Genomic DNA, 16,144 nt, shown 5'->3' on the forward strand with positions numbered 1-16,144 from the left:
GCCAGTATTGACGGGGATTCCGAGGGGGGATGGGATAACCCTGATCAGGGTTATCCCTTATCAAATTGACGCCGGACGGCGGCTATTTGCGCCAGAAGATTGGCGTGAACAGGACCAGCACGGTCAAGAGCTCCAGGCGGCCGATCAGCATGGCAAAGGTGCAGACCCAGATCTGGAAGTCCGACAGCACGGCGAACGAGCCCATCGGACCCACGGGCCCCAGCCCCGGCCCCGTGTTGTTCACGCTGGCAAACACTGCCGAGAACGCCGTGATGGGGTCCAGGCCCGAGAGCAGCAGCAGGCTGGTGAACACGGCGATCGACAGGCCGTAGAACAGCATGAAGGCCAGGACAGACGACATGGTCCGGGTCTCCACCGCCCTGCCGTTGATCCGGACCGGACTGACGGCATGCGGGTGCAGCATCGTCACCAGCTCGTTGCGGGCCTGCTTGATCAGCAGGATGGCGCGGATCATCTTGATCCCGCCCCCCGTCGACCCGGCCGAGGTCGCAAAACCCGACAGCAGCAGCATCGTCAGCGGCGCAAACAGCGGCCACTGCGCGAAGTCCGTGTTGGCATAGCCCGTGGTGGTGGCCATGGAGATGGTGTTGAACATCCCGTAGCGCAGCGCCTCCAGGGGATCCGTGTAGACGTCCTTGATGAACAGGTACACCGAGATGATCACCCCCACTCCCAGCACCACGACCAGGTACGGGATGGCCTCAGGGCAGCGCCAATAGGCGCGCGGGCTGCGCTGGCGGAAGGCGTTGAAGTGCGTCGCGAAGTTGATGCCGGCGATCAGCATGAACACCATCGCCACCATTTCGACCGCCACGGAGTCAAAGTGCGCGAAGCCGTCGTCCCAGGTGGAAAAGCCCCCCAGCCCCATGGTGGTGGCCATGTGGCACCAGGCCTCGAACCAGGACAGGCCGGCCAGCCGGTACGCCAGGAAACAGAGAATCGAAAACACGAAGTACACCGCGTACAGCGCCTTGGCCGTGCTGGCGATGCGCGGCGTCAGCCGCTCGTCCTTCATCGGACCCGGGGTTTCCGCCCGGACCACCTGGTGGCCGCCCACGCCCAGCAGGGGAAGAATGGCGACGGCCAGCACCAGGATGCCCATGCCGCCGATCCAGATCAGCGTGGCGCGCCACAGGTTGATCGACGGCGGCAAGGTGTCCAGGTTGGTCAGGACCGTGGCGCCCGTCGTGGTCAGCCCGGACATCGCCTCGAAATAGGCCCCGGTGAAGGACAGGGGCAGCCCGGCGCCATGGAAATACAGCAGGAGCGGAATGGCCGCCAGCAGGGGCAGGCCCGCCCACACCGCCGACACCAGCACGAAGCCGTCGCGCGCCCGCAATTCACTGCGGTTGCGCCGGGTCAGCGCGGCCAGGCCGCCGCCAATGCCCACCGAAATGAGAAACCCGTCCCGGAACGCGTCGCGCGCCCCGTCCGCCCCCACATAGGCGATGAACAGCGGGATCAGCATGGTGAGGGCGAACATCACCATGGTGAGCCCCAGGATGTACAGAGTGGCCAGAACGCGCTTCATGAAGGCTTATCCGGCCGCGCGCGGCCCACGCAAGGAGTGAGAGGGGCAGCGCATCAGAAGAAGGACGCCGAGACCTGGAACAGCTTTTCCACGCGCGGCATCTGCTGGCGCGAGGGCACGAAGACGATGACGTGGTCGTCGGTTTCGATGACGGTATCGGCGTCGGGCAGGATGATTTCTTCGCCGCGCACCAGCGCGCCGATGCTGGCGCCCTTGGGCAGGCTGATCTTGCCCACCGCGCGGCCCACCACCTTGGACGTGGAGCGGTCGCCATGGGCAATGGCTTCCAGGGCTTCCGCCACGCCCTGGCGCAGCCGATGCACGGCGGCCACGTCGCCGCGGCGCACGTGGCGTAGCAGCTCGCTCATGGTGGCTTGCGAGGGCGACACCGCGATGTCGATATGGCTGCCCTGCATCAGTTCGCCGTACGCCTGCCGGTTGATCAGCGCGATCACCTTGCGTGCGCCCAGCCGCTTGGCGAGCAGCGAGGACATGATGTTGTCCTCGTCGTCGCTGGTCAGCGCCAGCCAGGTGTCCATGTCCTCGATGTTTTCGCGCTCGAGCAGCGCCTCGTCGGTGCCGCTGCCGTGCAGGACCAGTACGCTGTCCGGCAGCTGGGTCGCCAGGTACTCGCAGCGCTTGAGGTCGTGCTCGATGATGCGCACGCTGTACTTTTCTTCGGCGAGCTGGCGCGCGAGCCGCAGGCCGATATTGCCGCCGCCCGCGATCATCACGCGGCGCACGGCCCGCTCGGCGTCTCGCAGCTTGCGCACCGCGCGGCGGGCATGGTCGGAATCCACGACCAGCACGACTTCGTCGCCCGGCGCGATGACGGTGCCGCTGCCCGCGCGAAGGGGACGCCCGCCGCGCAGCACGTCGATCACGCGCGCCTTCACGTCCGGCCAGACGTCGCGCAGCTTGTCGACGGACGAATGCGCCATCGGGCTGCCATGCCCCACCCGGACCGTCACGACGCTGACGCGCCCTTCCGCAAATTCCACGACCTGCAAGGCCTCGGGAAATTCGATCAAGCTGTGCAGGTAAGTGGTGACGCTGCGTTCGGGGCTGATGAGCGCGTCGATGCAGAAGCCTTCTTCGCTCATGAGTTCGGGATGTTCGGGGAACTCGGCCGAGCGGATGCGGGCGATGCGGCGGGGAACGTTGAAGAGCTGGCGCGCAATCTTGCACGCGACCATGTTGGCGGCGTCGGACGCCGCACAGGCGATGAAAAGATCGGTATCGGCGGCGCCGGCGTTTTCAAGCACCGACACCTGCGAGCCGTCTCCCAGGACGACACGCAGGTCAAAGTGTTCTTGCAGGTATTGCAGCTGGGCGGGGGCGGAATCGATGACCGTGATGTCGTTTTGCTCGGACACCAGGTTTTCCGCCACGCTGGTGCCTACGCGACCAGCGCCCATGATGAGGATCTTCATGTGCTGCGCTTGCGCGCGGACTCGATGCCCAATTGCTTGAGCTTGCGGTAGAGGTGGGTGCGTTCCAGCCCGGTGCGTTCGGACACGCGCGTCATGCTGTGGCTTTCCCTGACCAGGTGATATTCGAAGTAGATGCGCTCGAATTCGTCGCGCGCCTCGCGCAGCGGCTGGTCCAGCGAGATGCTGCCAAGCTGGCCGTTGGAGGTGGCCGGCGCATCGTTGACGGACACCGCAGCCAGCGCGGCCGGCGGATCGAGTTCGTCTTCCAGCGCGACCACCGGGCTGGCGACCGCCGGATTGGCGGCGGCAGGCGCCGGATGCGGCACGCGGCCCCGCGCCAGACCCGCGGCAACGGTCTTGAGCAGACGCTGCAGCGTGATGGGTTTTTCCAGGAAATCCATGGCGCCGATGCGCGTGGCCTCGACTGCCGTGTCGATGGTGGCGTGGCCGCTCATCATGATGACAGGCATATCCAGCAAGCCTTGCGAGCCCCACTCCTTGAGCAGGCTGACACCGTCGGTGTCCGGCATCCAGATGTCCAGCAACACCAGATCGGGACGCATGCGAAGACGGGCAGCGCGCGCTTGCGCCGCGTTTTCGGCCAGCTCGACCGTGTGTCCCTCGTCGTAAAGGATTTCCGACAAAAGCTCGCGTATACCGACTTCGTCGTCAACCACCAGAATTCTGGCCATAAAGCATCCACCTATTGCGTAGCCGCATTATCCTTTTCTTGCGCGGTGGCGTCCATAGTATCGGACCCGGGCGCGAGCCGGGTCAACAGGATGGAAATCCGCGCCCCTCCTTCCTTGCGGTTGGCAAGGTCGATACGTCCGCCATGCTCTTCCACGATCTTGCGGACGATTGCCAATCCTAACCCAGTCCCGTGGGACTTTGTGGTTACGTAGGGCTCGAACGCGCGCTGCATGACCTGCGGCGGGAAGCCCGGACCGGTGTCGGCCACCGTGAAACGCAGCGCCTGATGGGCCACGCGATCGGGCTGTTCGCTGCGCATGAGCTGCGTCGTCACGCTGACGCGGCCCTGCCCGCCGAGTTCCGCGATCGCATCGCGGGCATTCGACAGCAGATTGTGGATCACCTGCCGAAGCTGGGTCGGATCGCCTTCGATGTCGGGCAGGCCGGCCGCCAGGCTCACGTCCAGATTCAGGGCCTTCTCCGACAGGCGCGATGCCCCGCCCTCGGGCTCCCAGCCGTAGAGCGACAACACGTCCGCCACCAGCGCGTTGAAGTTGATGCGTTGCATGACGGCCGGCGGCGTGCGGGCGTATTCGCGGAAGTCGTCCACCATCTGCTTGAGCGACGCCACCTGGTTCACGATCGTGTTGGTCGAGCGCGCCACGATCTGGGCCTCGGCGGGCGGCAGCTTGCCTTCCAGCTTCATGGCAAGGCGCTCGGCCGAGAGCTGGATGGGGGTCAGCGGATTCTTGATTTCGTGGGCCAGACGGCGCGCCACCTCGCCCCACGCCACCGTCCGGTTGGCCGAGATCACTTCGGTGATGTCGTCGAACACCACCAGATAGCCGTTGCCGCGCCCGTCCACGCGCAGGTGCGTGCCCCGCGCCAGCAGCGTCAGCGGCTGCGATGCGGTCTCGCCTTCGACCGCGGCGGGCGCGATTTCGAACTGCTGCTGCCAGTGCTGGCGTTCGGAACCGACCGCCGCATGCGTGGAAAACGCCTGACGCACGATGTTCGCAAATTCCAGCATGCCGTCCGCCGTCTCCAGCGGGCGGCCGATCACCGAACGCAAGTCGGCGCCCAGGATGGTCTGGGCGCCCTGGTTGACCGTGGTGACGCGGAAGGCTTCATCGAACACCAGCACGCCGGAGGACAGGTTGGACAGCACGCTTTCCAGGTAGACGTTGGAGCGCTCGAGCTGCTGACGGTTGCTTTCGACCATGCGGCGCGCCTCGTCGAGCTGGCGCGTCATGGCGTTGAACGAGCGCGTAAGCTGGCCGACTTCGTCGCGTTCCGGGGGTTCGGGCAAGGGCCGGTAGTCGCCCACGCCCACCGCCTGCGTGCCGCCTGCCAGGCTCAGCAGCGGGCGCACCAGCCGCTTGGACAGGGACAACGCCACCGCGATGGCGCCGAACGCCGCCAGCAGCAGGGCCAGCGTCAGCGTGATGCCGTAGAGCTTGCGCAGGCCCAGCCGCGACAGCGCCAGCTCCTGGTAATCGCGAAAGCCCTGTTGCACGAGGTTGGCGTTGTGCGCGATCTGCTCGGGCACCGGCTGCAGCAGCTGCAGCCAGCGGGGTTCGGACGCTGGCCCCAGCAGGTTGTCGTAGCGGTCCGGGCCGTTCAGCGGGATCACCACGCGCAGATGCAGGCCGCCCTCGGCGCCCGGCGTCACGGGATCGTCGGCTTCGGCCGCCGAGTAGCCGCGCGCCAGCCGCAACTGGTTCATCACCGTGGACGGCGGCATTGCAGGCAGCAGTTGCCCATACTGGCTGGTCGAAAATGCCACCATGCGGCCGCTGCCCGTGAACACCATGGCTTCCTGCACGCCATTGGCCTCGCGCAGCCGGGTCAGCGCCAGCGTCACGCCGCTGTCGGTGCTGCGGTTCAGCTCGACGGCCATCGAGCGCGCCCGCGCGTCCAGGTCCGCCAGCAGCGAATCCAGCGCGGCGCGGCCCAGGTTCAGGCCGGCTTCCAGCGCCGTATCCACGCGCACGTTGAACCAGGATTCGATCGAGCGCGACATGAATTGCACCGACACGGTGTAGATGAGCGCGCCGGGCACCACGCCGATCAGGGCGAACGCCAGGGAAAACCGGGCGGTGAGCCGCGCGCCGAACTGCCGGCGCCGGATCTGCCGGGCCAGCCGCACCGTCAGCGCGACCACCCAGATAAAGAGCGCCAGCGCGAAAATGCCGTTCAGGACCAGCAGCGTGTCGTAGTAGCGCGCAAAGCGCGAGGCGTTTCCGGTGGACCAGGCCAGTAAGCCCAGCAGCGCCAGACCGCTCACGGCGCCGACCATCAGCGCCAGCCGAAGCAAAAGCCTCATGAGGGATCTTTCTCCTTGTCGCCCAACATGAACGAGAAGTCCATCCACGGCGTCGCCTGCGCCCAAGAACTGCTGTTCAGGGCATTGACCTGGAACGGCCGCGGCAACAGCGACGTATCCAGCCTCAGGCGCAATTGCCCGTTGTATTGCGACCCCGCATCAAACTCGCTCGCCTCCGCCACCCGCCAATTGCGGATGTGCCGGATGGCGCTCATCGCATCGTCCAGCGAGGCCACCGGAAAGGACAGCTCGCCCACGCCAGCCCGCCATTGACGGGTCAGCGCGTTATAGACCACCCGCCAGGTGCGGGACGTGTCCACCAGCGACTGGTCGAACCAGTACCAGCGCTCGCGGGTGATGGTGAGGTCGGCCGTGAAATACAAGGCGACGCCGCGCTGGGCGGCGTCGCGCAACTGCTGATTCAGCTCGAATTCGATATCCGCATCGATTTCCAGGTTGCCGTCCCGCACCACCGGATCCACCCGGGTGACGCGAGGTTCGGACGCATGCGCCAAGCCGCCCGGCGCGGTCAAAAGCACGGCAGATACCAGCAACAACCCAAGAAATACGCGCGAAATAATGGACATACGGCACCGGGACTACGTCATGCCCCTATTCTTCGGGATTCAGGACTGCTTGGCAAACAAGGCGTAGAAAAACCCGTCGTGTTGCGCCGCGGGTGTTGCATCGACCGCAACTGGCAGCAACTGGCCCGGTGCCTCCAGGCGGGTTGCGTCGGGGTGGCGCTGCAGAAACTCCAGGGCCTGGCGCGTGCCTTCGATCGGAAAGACCGAGCATGTCACATAGAGCAGGCGGCCGCCTGGCGCCACGGTGGACCAGAGCGCGTCCAGGATCCGGGTCTGCAGGCTGGCCGTGCGGCGCAGGTCGTTCTCGCGGCGCAGCCAGCGGATGTCGGGGTGACGCCGCACGATGCCCGACGCCGTGCAGGGCACGTCGGCCAGCACCGCGTCAAAGGGCTTGCCGTCCCACCAGGCGTCCAGGTCGGCCGCATCGGCCGCCTTGAGCCGGACGTGACCGCCGCCCAAGCCCAGCCGCGCCAGGTTCTGTTCCACGCGGGCAAGCCGGTCGGCATCGGCGTCCAGGGCAAGCAGGTCGATATCGGCCAGCTCAAGCAGATGCGCCGTCTTGCCGCCCGGCGCCGAGCACGCGTCCAGCACCCGCATGCCGTTCGCGGGCGCCAGCAATTCGGCGGCGAGCTGCGCGCCCGCGTCCTGCACCGACCACCAGCCCTCGGCAAAGCCGGGCAACTGCGTCACCGGTTTGGGCGTGGCGAGCACCACACCCGACTGGCCCACCGGCTCGGCCGCCAGGCCCGCATCGGCAAACGCCGCCAGCACCTGTTCGCGGGTGGCGCGACGGCGGTTCACCCGCAACGTCAGCGGGGCCGGCAGGTTGGCGGCCGCCAGGATGTCGCGCCATTGCTTGGGATAGGCCACGGTCAGCTGCTTGACCCACCAGCCGGGATGATTGAATTGCGCCTCGGGGCTGTCGGCCACCGCGGCTTCAAGCGCGGCGCGTTCGCGCAGGAAGCGGCGCAGGCAGGCGTTGAGCATGCCCTTGTACGACGCCAGGGCGCGCGAGCCGGCGGCCGCGGTCACCGCCTGGTCGACGACCGTGTGCGGGGCATAGACCGGCATGCCGGGCAAGGCCACGGCCGCATCGCCCTCTTCCTTGAGCAGCGTCAGCGACACCAGCAGCAGGGACTCGAACAGCACGCTGGGATAGCGCTGCACCATCTCGCGCGCGACCGCATCGGCCCAACCCAGGTAGCGCATCGCATGAAACGACACGGCCTGCGTCGCCGGACGCAGCGCGGCGTCCACGTCGGCCAGCGCCTCGGTGAGCGAACGGCCGTCGAGCACATCCTCCACCACTTCCGCGCTGGCAAGAAGGACTGAAGAGAGCGGAGGAGCCAGATTGGGGGAGTCGGAACGCGTGGACATGGGGCGAAATCAAAGAGTAAGACCGCTATGGTAGCCCGGACCTGGACGAGAGGGCGGCGGGCGCGGCACACTGGGTGCCTGCCCCGGAGCCCGATCATGACCCTTGCCACGCTGCTGCTGTTCGTCCTGGCCTCTGCCGTCGCCATCATCACGCCCGGTCCCACCGTGCTTCTCGCCCTGTCCAACGGCTCGCGCCACGGCGTGCGCGCCGCGTGCTGGGGCATGGGCGGCGCCGTGCTGGCGGATCTGGTCCTGATCGGCGCGGTGGCCTGCGGCCTGGGCGTGCTGCTGGCGGCCTCCGAGGTCGCCTTCCAGATCGTCAAATGGGCGGGCGCGGCGTATCTGGCGTGGCTGGGCGTCAAGCTCCTGCGTTCGGACGCGGCGCTGACCCTGCCGTCCGAGCGCCCCCGAGACGCCCGTCCGGACGGCCTGGCCCTTGGCATGCGCAGCTTCGTCGTGGCGCTGACCAACCCCAAGGCCCTGCTTTTCATGTCGGCCTTTCTGCCCCAGTTCATCAACCCCGCGGCGCCGCTGCCCGCCCAATACGCCATCCTGGCCGGGATCCTGGCACTGCTGAACGTGGCGACGATGCTGGCGTACGCCACGCTGGGTGCGCAGATGGTACGCGCCTTCCAGGCGGGCGGCCTGCGCTGGCTGAACCGGATCTGCGGGGGCATGCTGATCGGTCTGGCCGGGACGCTGGCGCTGTATCGGCGAACCGCGGCCTGAACCTGACACGGGCCGACGGTCCGCGTCCGCTTCTCCGCCCCCCTTTTCGCAGGCCGGTTGCGCACCCGGCGCTATCCGCGCCTACGGCAATGCCGTATAATTCTGCGCTTTCCCCGCTATCGCCACGGGAGCGGCCGCCAGCCTGGAGTCCGGTTGGCGGGAAAACGCCGCCCCCCTCCCCCCCTGACTGAGTTATGAATAAGGCTGTTCCGCTTGCCCGGTCCGTCCGGTGGCAGGCGTCGCACATCAGCGAAGCGCGCAATCGCGTGGGCCTGCCGCAGGCGGATTTCGCGGCGTTGCTGGGCGTTAGCGTGCGTACCTTGCAGGATTGGGAACAAGGCCGGCGCAACCCTTCAGGCGCCGCGCAGACATTGCTGCGGGTTGCCATGCTGCATCCCGAAACGCTGCGCCACCTGTCCTCCGTGGACGCCCCGGCCTGGCCCTGACCCTTTGACGATTACCCCGCCGCACGCCCAATGCCCGTGCGCGAACCTACGGTGAATTAGATTGGAAGTTATTGAACATTCCCGCCCCGGCAAAGGCGCCGGCACTAATCCCAGCAATGGCGCCGACGCGACGCTGGACGCCATCACGGCCGCCGCCCAAGAGGCCAACCCGGGACGCGCGCCGCGCGTGGGGTTCGTGTCGCTGGGCTGCCCCAAAGCCCTGGTCGACTCCGAACGCATCCTGACCCAGCTGCGCACCGAAGGCTACGAAATCACGCCGGAATACAACGGTGCCGACGTGGTCGTCGTGAACACCTGTGGTTTCATCGACAGCGCCAAGGCCGAGTCGCTGGAAGCCATCGGCGAAGCCCTGGCCGAGAACGGCAAGGTTATCGTGACCGGCTGTATGGGCGTCGAGGAATCGGTGATCCGCGACGTGCATCCCAGCGTGCTGTCGGTGACCGGTCCCCAGCAATATGAAGAGGTCGTGCGCGCCGTGCACGGCGTGGCGCCCCCGCGCACGGACCACAATCCCTACGTGGACCTGGTTCCGCCGCAGGGCGTGAAGCTCACGCCGCGCCACTATGCGTACCTGAAGATCTCCGAAGGCTGCAATCATCGCTGCAGCTTCTGCATCATTCCCTCGATGCGCGGCGACCTGGTCAGCCGTCCCGTCGGCGACGTGCTGAACGAAGCCGAGCGTCTGGTGAAGGCCGGCGTCAAAGAGCTGCTCGTGATCTCGCAGGACACCAGCGCCTACGGCGTGGACCTGAAATACCGCAGCGGTTTCTGGAACGGCCGCCCGGTCAAGACCCGCATGACCGAGCTCTGTATGGCCTTGTCCGAAATGGGCGTCTGGACGCGCCTGCATTACGTGTACCCGTACCCGCACGTCGATGAAGTGATTCCGCTGATGGCCGAGGGCAAGATCCTGCCCTACCTGGACATCCCGTTCCAGCACGCCAGTCCGCGCATCCTGAAGCTGATGAAGCGCCCCGCCTTCGAAGACAAGACGCTTGCGCGCATCAAGCGCTGGCGCGAAATCTGCCCGGACCTGACGATCCGCTCGACCTTCATCGTCGGATTTCCCGGCGAAACCGAGGAAGACTTCCAATATCTGCTGGACTGGATGCAGGAAGCGCAACTGGACCGCGTGGGCTGTTTCCAGTATTCGCCGGTTGAAGGCGCGCCGGCCAACGAGCTGGCCGATCCGGTGCCGGACGACGTCAAGCAGGGTCGCTGGGAGCGCTTCATGGCGCTGCAGCAGACCATCTCCGCCCAGCGCCTGGCGCTGAAGGTCGGCCGCGAGATCGACGTGCTGATCGACGAGGTCGATGAAGACGGCGCGGTGGGCCGCAGCGCGGGCGACGCGCCGGAAATCGACGGCTGCGTCTACGTCAGTTCGGACAAGCCCCTGCAGCCGGGCGACATGGTGCGCGTGCGCGTCACCGAGTCCGACGAGTACGACCTCTGGGCCGACGCGCTGTAATCGCAGCGCCTTCGGACAAACGCCGTCCGGCGCATCGCGCGCCGGACGGCGTTTTTCTTGGGGAGTGACGAGCCGCAGATCCCGGGACCCCGCTGCCGCCCATCAATCCGCCCCGCGGACGGGGCGGCGCCCGATCAGGACTTGGCCAGGAAGTCCGACAGATCGTCGGCGTGTTCCTCTTCCACCGCCAGGATTTCCTCCAGTAGGCGGCGCGTGGTGGAATCCTGTTCACCGATGTAATCGATCATCTGGCGATAGCTGTCGATGGCGATACGCTCGGCGATCAGGTTTTCCTTGATCATCTCTTCCAGCGAGTCGCCTTCGACGTATTCGGAATGGCTGCGGTCCAGAATGCCCTTGGGCGACAGGTTCGGCTCGCCGCCCAGCTGCACGATCCGCTCGGCCAGCTTGTCGGCGTGATCCTGCTCCTGCGCAGCATGCTCGGCAAACTCGGCCGCGACCGGTTCCGCATTCAGGCCGCGGGCCATGAAATAGTGGCGCTTGTAGCGCAGCACACAGACGATTTCCGTGGCCAGCGCTTCATTCAGCAGTTTCAGCACGGTTTCACGGTCTGCGCGATACGTGTCGGTGATGGCGCCGGATTCGATGTCCTTGCGCGCCTTGGCGCGAATCGCCTTCACGTCCATATCGAAGGGACGCTTGTTTTCCTGCGGGTTGCGGTTTGCTTGTTCCATATCGTTAGCTCCTCTAGTCCGTGAAAGCAGCACGACGCTGGACTTCCAGTCGTTTTCGCAATCTTCAGTCTACCGAGCGCGCCGGAACTTGCTGTGTCCAAACATTGCCCGCGTCTCCCCGCGGTGCTCGCCCAGGGTCTCGGGAGTCCTCCGGCAACCTTGCGTAAACTATCGGCTTCGCGAAAGGCCGCGTGACGCAATCTGTAACGCGGCCGGCAATTTCCCACCCGTTTTATGACTCTGAAGAATATCTGCGTGTATTGCGGCTCCAACCCGGGCACGCGTCCGGACTACGTCGAGCAGGCCCGCGTGCTGGCGCGCGAACTCGTCAAGCGCGACCTGGGCCTGGTGTACGGCGGATCCATCGTCGGGATCATGGGCGTGGTGGCCAACGAAGTGCTGGCCGGCGGCGGCCGCGTCATCGGCGTCATCCCCGAACTGCTTCTCAAGAAGGAACAGGCGCATCTGGGGCTGACCGAGCTGCACACGGTGCAGAACATGCACGAGCGCAAGGCGATGATGATGGAGAAGGCCGACGGCTTTGTCGCCCTGCCCGGCGGCGCCGGCACGCTGGAAGAATTCTTCGAAGTCTGGACCTGGGCGCAACTGAACATGCACCAGAAGCCCTGCGGATTGCTGAACGTGGCCGGGTACTACGATGCCCTGATGCAATTCATTAACCACTCCGTGGAAGAAGCATTCATCCGTCCCCAGCATCGCGACATGCTGGTGGTGGAAGAAGACCCTGCCTTGCTGCTGGATCGCTACGCCATCTACGAGCCGCCTAACGTCTCGAAGTGGTTCGATCCGATCCGAAAGCCCTGACCCCCACGCCAAAGACCTGAACGGAAGCCCCCGCAATGCCTACCGATTCGTTGTTCCCCGGTTGCACCGAGTCCGTATTGCGCGACTATTTTCACGCCAAGGACGAGAACCGCCCGCACTACATGGCCCGCGCCTTCGCGCCCGACGCCGTGCTGAAAATGGCCCTGCGCACGCAGGCCATCGCCTTTCCGCCTGAATCGCATGGCCTGGCCGCCATCACCGACACGCTGGTGCGCAAGTTTGGCCAGACCTACGACAACGTCTACACCTTCTACCTGTCGCGCCCGCCTGCGGACACGCGCCTGCCGGATTACCACTGCGACTGGCTGGTCGGCATGACCGAAAAGGCGACCGGCAACGTGCGCGTGGGCTGTGGGCGATACGACTGGGAGTTCCAGCCCGACCCGTATCGCGCCAAGCGCCTGACCATCACGATCGAAACCATGGTGACCCTGCCCCCGGGCGATGCGTCCGCGGTGTTCGGCTGGCTGCTGGCCCTGGACTACCCCTGGACCAGCGCCGCGCGCGTGGTCGCCGGCGCTCCGCCGCTTGAAGACCTGGCGCCGGTCGTGCACTATTTGCTTCACCCGCACGGCATGTAGGGATGCGCGACGACGCCTGTCAGCGTGGGAGAGGCGTCCCCGCCCAGCCTGCCGGCATTGGATTCAAGAATTGAAATACGACATTGCAGCCTTCGACTTCGACGGGACCCTGGCAGACACCATGCCGTGGTTCAACACCATTCTCAATACCGTCGCGGAGAAGTACAACTTCCGCAAGATCGATGCGTCCGAACGCGAAGCGCTTCGCAGCCGCGATGCGATGGAGATCCTGAAGTACCTGAACATCCCGCTATGGAAGCTGCCCGCGATCATGACGCACGTGCGCACGCTGATGCAGGAAATCGATCCCAGCGTGCAGCTATTTGATGGCATCCCGCAAGCGTTGGCCCGCCTGAAGGCGAGCGGCCTGCGCCTGGCGGTGGTCAGCTCGAACTCCGTCGAGAACGTCAAGCGCGTGCTGGGCGAGGAAACCGCGGCGCTCTTTGACGACTACGAGTGCGGCAGCGACCTGTTCGGCAAGGCCGCCAAGATCGACCGCCTGCTCAAGCAGCACGGCACGTCCCCCGAGCGGTTCCTGCTGGTGGGCGACGAAATGCGCGACATCGACGCGGCCCGCAAGGCGGGCGTGCGTGTCGGATCGGTTGCCTGGGGCTACAACCATGTCGACGCCCTGCGCGGCCGCGGCCCCGACGAGCTGTTCCTGGCGGTTCAAGACCTTCCCAACGCACTGGCATAACGCCCAGATCCCATGCATACCGATCCCGCTCACCTGATTACCGACGCCGACGCCCTGCACGCGCTTTACGGTTCGCCCGGCGAAGCCTCCCTGAAAAAAGAGGTCGACCACGTGCATCCGCACTACCGCGCGTTCATCGAGGCCGCGCCGTTCGCGCTGCTGGCGACGGCGGGACCGGATGGGCTGGATGCCTCGCCGCGCGGCGACCCCGCCGGGTTTGTGGTGGTGGAAGATGAAAAGACGTTGCTCCTGCCCGACCGCCGCGGCAACAACCGCGTGGACAGCCTGCTCAACGTCATTGCCGATCCGCGCGTGGCCCTGCTGTTCCTCGTGCCGGGCGTGGGCGAAACATTGCGAGTGAACGGCACGGCGCGCATCAGCGTCGACCCGGCGCTTCTGGCGCGCTTCGAAATGGACGGCAAGCTGCCCCGCTCCGTGCTGGTCATCGACGTGCAGAAGGTCTATTTCCAATGCTCGCGCGCCCTGCTGCGCTCGCGCCTCTGGGACCCGCAGACGCAGATCCCCCGCACCGCGCTGCCCAGCGTAGGCCGCATTCTGTCCGACCTGACCGCGGGCACGTTCGACGGCGTGACCTACGATCGCGAACTGCCCGCCCGCGTGGCCGGTTCGCTTTACTGAATCCGGAGCGCGGCCATGGCACGCAATGTCGAGATCAAGGCGCGGGTAGACAGCCTGGATGCCCTCGAACACCTGGCCGCGGCGCTATCGGGAAAAGAGCCGGTCTTCATCGACCAGGACGACACCTTCTTCACGTGCGCCAACGGCCGCCTGAAGCTGCGCGCCTTCGCGGACGGCTCGGGCGAGCTGATCTTCTATCGGCGCGCCGACGATAGCGGCCCCAAGGAAAGCTTCTACGTCATCTCACCCACCGACGCGCCCGACACACTGCGCGAGGCCTTGTCGCACGCCTATGGCGTGATCGGCCGCGTCAGGAAACACCGCAAGGTGTTCATCGCCGGGCGCACGCGCATCCACCTGGACCGCGTGCAAGGCCTGGGCGAATTCCTGGAGCTGGAAGTGGTGCTGCGCGACGACGAAAGCGTCGAAGCAGGCATGGAAGAAGCCCGAACGCTGATGGCCGGGCTGGGCGTCGCGCCCGAGCAGTTGCTGTCGGGCGCGTATCTGGATCTGCTGGCGGCGCGCGGCCAGGCGTGAGCCGCCTGGCACAGCGCCGTCAGGCGGGCTGCCAGCCGCGCACGAACACATCCACCGGCTGGCGCTTGCCGCCCGCCTTTTGCAATTCAAGCAGGCGCAGCACGCCCTGGCCGGTGGCGATGTCGATGCCCGCCGCATCGGCGCGCAGCACGCTGCCCGGGGCCGCCGTGGTGGTCTCGGCCAGCGCCTGGGCGCGCCAGACCTTCACGGCATCGGGCAGCCCCGGCAACCGGATGCTGGCGCCCGGGACGGGATTGAAAGCCCGCACGCGGCGCGCCAGCAATTGGGCGGGCTGACTGCAATCGAGCGCGGCTTCGGCCTTGTCCAGCTTGGCCGCGTAGGTCACGCCGTCTTCCGGCTGCTTGCGCGCAGTCAGGCCGCCATTGGCCAACGCATCCAGCGCCTGGACGATGGCTTCACCGCCAGCCTGCGCCAACGCGTCGTGCAGCTGCGCGGCATTGGTCTCGTCCGAGATCGGCACGATACGTTCAAGCAGCATATCGCCCGTATCCAGGCCTTCGTCCATCTGCATGATGGTGACGCCGGTACGGGCATCGCCCGCCTCGATGGCGCGCTGGATGGGTGCGGCGCCGCGCCAGCGCGGCAAAAGGCTGGCGTGGATGTTCAGGCAGCCCAGACGCGGCAGATCCAGCACCCATTGCGGCAAGATCAATCCGTACGCAGCCACCACCATGACATCGGGCGCCACGCTTTCCAGCAACGCACGGGCCTCGGCGGCCTCGTCCGGATAACGGCCATCCAGACGCAGGCTGCGCGGCTGGGCCACGGCAATGCCGGCATCCAGCGCCGCTTGCTTGACCGGGCTGGGCGTGAGCTTCAAGCCCCGCCCCGCCGGCCGGTCCGGCTGCGTCATGACCAAGGGGATTTCGTGGCCCGCGGCCCGCAGGGCGTCGAACGCGATACGGGCAAATTCCGGGGTTCCGGCAAAGACGATACGCATGGACCGGCTCTCCGTCAGGCGCGCAGCGCTTCGCGCTCGGCCTTCTTGAGCTTGGTCTTGATGCGATTCTGCTTGAGGTTGGACAGGTACTCGACGAACACCTTGCCTTCCAGGTGATCGAGTTCGTGCTGCACGCAAACGGCCAGAAGACCGTCGGCCTCGAACTCGAAAGGCTTGCCGTCGATGTCCAGCGCCTTGCAGCGGATGCGCGACGCGCGTTCCACTTCGTCGTAAACGCCGGGAACGGACAGGCAGCCTTCTTCGTAGATCTTGTAGTCGTCGCTGCGCCAGGTGATCTCGGGGTTGATCAGGGTCAGCAGCGAATTGCTTTCCTCGGATACGTCGATCACGACGACGCGCTCGTGCACGTCGACCTGGGTCGCGGCCAGGCCGACACCCGGCGCGTCGTACATGGTTTCGGCCATGTCGCGCACGAGTTGGCGGATGCGGTCGTCGACCTCGGCAACCGGCTTGGCCTTTTTATGCAAGCGCGGATCCGGGTAGCGAAGGATGGGAAGTAAAGCCATTGAAGAGGGATCGCCAGTAGTGATGCTTG

The 16,144-nt window shown here is 66.2% G+C and carries 17 protein-coding genes; 8 read left to right on the forward strand and 9 right to left on the reverse strand.

Annotated features, from left to right (window positions below; all coding sequences use genetic code 11):
- Positions 1-82 precede the first annotated feature (82 nt).
- Genes LN047_RS26800 through rsmB form a run of 6 tightly spaced genes read right to left on the reverse strand, consistent with a single transcriptional unit; the run spans position 83 to position 7,968 of the window.
- The gene (locus LN047_RS26800; RefSeq protein ID WP_152382865.1) at positions 83-1,552 is read right to left on the reverse strand and encodes a TrkH family potassium uptake protein; all 1,470 of its coding nucleotides are present in this window, start codon (positions 1,550-1,552) and stop codon (positions 83-85) included.
- A gap of 53 nt (positions 1,553-1,605) precedes the next feature.
- Positions 1,606-2,985 carry a Trk system potassium transporter TrkA gene (gene trkA, locus LN047_RS26805; protein WP_373980711.1) on the reverse strand — a complete coding sequence of 460 codons (1,380 nt, stop codon included), beginning with the start codon at positions 2,983-2,985 and terminating at the stop codon, positions 1,606-1,608.
- Positions 2,982-3,677, reverse strand: coding sequence for a response regulator (locus LN047_RS26810; RefSeq protein ID WP_063952136.1), 696 nt, complete (start codon positions 3,675-3,677; stop codon positions 2,982-2,984). The genes trkA and LN047_RS26810 overlap by 4 nt, the downstream gene beginning before the upstream one ends.
- A gap of 11 nt (positions 3,678-3,688) precedes the next feature.
- Positions 3,689-6,004 (reverse strand): ATP-binding protein, encoded by a 2,316-nt coding sequence (locus LN047_RS26815; RefSeq protein ID WP_373980712.1) that lies wholly within the window; start codon positions 6,002-6,004, stop codon positions 3,689-3,691.
- A complete protein-coding gene (locus LN047_RS26820) occupies positions 6,001-6,591 on the reverse strand; it encodes a DUF4390 domain-containing protein (RefSeq protein WP_082586235.1) in 591 nt (196 codons plus the stop codon). The genes LN047_RS26815 and LN047_RS26820 overlap by 4 nt, the downstream gene beginning before the upstream one ends.
- A gap of 39 nt (positions 6,592-6,630) precedes the next feature.
- A complete protein-coding gene (gene rsmB, locus LN047_RS26825) occupies positions 6,631-7,968 on the reverse strand; it encodes a 16S rRNA (cytosine(967)-C(5))-methyltransferase RsmB (protein ID WP_373980713.1) in 1,338 nt (445 codons plus the stop codon).
- 96 nt (positions 7,969-8,064) lie between these two features.
- Between rsmB and LN047_RS26830 the strand changes: the two genes are divergently transcribed.
- The 3 genes from LN047_RS26830 to rimO all read left to right on the forward strand — a co-directional run bounded on the left by LN047_RS26830 (position 8,065) and on the right by rimO (position 10,632).
- Complete coding sequence (locus LN047_RS26830; protein ID WP_175236586.1) at positions 8,065-8,697, forward strand: LysE family translocator; 633 nt, start codon at positions 8,065-8,067, stop codon at positions 8,695-8,697.
- Between the two features lie 194 nt (positions 8,698-8,891).
- Complete coding sequence (locus tag LN047_RS26835) at positions 8,892-9,143, forward strand: DNA-binding transcriptional regulator (RefSeq protein WP_063952133.1); 252 nt, start codon at positions 8,892-8,894, stop codon at positions 9,141-9,143.
- Between the two features lie 142 nt (positions 9,144-9,285).
- Positions 9,286-10,632, forward strand: a complete 1,347-nt coding sequence (gene rimO, locus LN047_RS26840) for a 30S ribosomal protein S12 methylthiotransferase RimO (protein WP_373982189.1) — start codon at positions 9,286-9,288, stop codon at positions 10,630-10,632.
- Between the two features lie 134 nt (positions 10,633-10,766).
- Here rimO and LN047_RS26845 read toward each other — a convergent pair whose 3' ends face one another.
- Positions 10,767-11,327, reverse strand: coding sequence for a bacterioferritin (locus LN047_RS26845; RefSeq protein WP_056319683.1), 561 nt, complete (start codon positions 11,325-11,327; stop codon positions 10,767-10,769).
- Positions 11,328-11,561: 234 nt separating this feature from the next.
- Between LN047_RS26845 and LN047_RS26850 the strand changes: the two genes are divergently transcribed.
- The 5 genes from LN047_RS26850 (at position 11,562) to LN047_RS26870 (ending at position 14,627) form a co-directional block, all read left to right on the forward strand.
- Complete coding sequence (locus tag LN047_RS26850; RefSeq protein ID WP_373980714.1) at positions 11,562-12,152, forward strand: TIGR00730 family Rossman fold protein; 591 nt, start codon at positions 11,562-11,564, stop codon at positions 12,150-12,152.
- Between the two features lie 35 nt (positions 12,153-12,187).
- Positions 12,188-12,754 (forward strand): hypothetical protein, encoded by a 567-nt coding sequence (locus LN047_RS26855; protein WP_056319678.1) that lies wholly within the window; start codon positions 12,188-12,190, stop codon positions 12,752-12,754.
- Positions 12,755-12,824: 70 nt separating this feature from the next.
- Positions 12,825-13,451: an HAD hydrolase-like protein gene (locus LN047_RS26860; RefSeq protein WP_056319675.1), complete on the forward strand. Its 627-nt coding sequence runs from the start codon at positions 12,825-12,827 to the stop codon at positions 13,449-13,451.
- A gap of 12 nt (positions 13,452-13,463) precedes the next feature.
- Positions 13,464-14,090: a pyridoxamine 5'-phosphate oxidase family protein gene (locus LN047_RS26865; RefSeq protein ID WP_056319673.1), complete on the forward strand. Its 627-nt coding sequence runs from the start codon at positions 13,464-13,466 to the stop codon at positions 14,088-14,090.
- 15 nt (positions 14,091-14,105) lie between these two features.
- On the forward strand, positions 14,106-14,627 hold the full coding sequence (locus LN047_RS26870) for a class IV adenylate cyclase (protein WP_373980715.1): 522 nt from the start codon (positions 14,106-14,108) through the stop codon (positions 14,625-14,627).
- Positions 14,628-14,646: 19 nt separating this feature from the next.
- On the opposite strand, the gene fmt is transcribed toward LN047_RS26870, so the two are convergent.
- Together fmt and def are read right to left on the reverse strand one after the other, a co-directional pair.
- Positions 14,647-15,588: a methionyl-tRNA formyltransferase gene (gene fmt, locus LN047_RS26875; RefSeq protein ID WP_338616978.1), complete on the reverse strand. Its 942-nt coding sequence runs from the start codon at positions 15,586-15,588 to the stop codon at positions 14,647-14,649.
- 14 nt (positions 15,589-15,602) lie between these two features.
- Positions 15,603-16,115 (reverse strand): peptide deformylase, encoded by a 513-nt coding sequence (gene def, locus LN047_RS26880; RefSeq protein ID WP_062838955.1) that lies wholly within the window; start codon positions 16,113-16,115, stop codon positions 15,603-15,605.
- Positions 16,116-16,144: the final 29 nt, after the last annotated feature.

It is taken from the genome of Achromobacter sp. JD417 (genome assembly GCF_041879325.1).
Taxonomy (GTDB): Bacteria; Pseudomonadota; Gammaproteobacteria; order Burkholderiales; family Burkholderiaceae_B; genus Achromobacter; species Achromobacter mucicolens.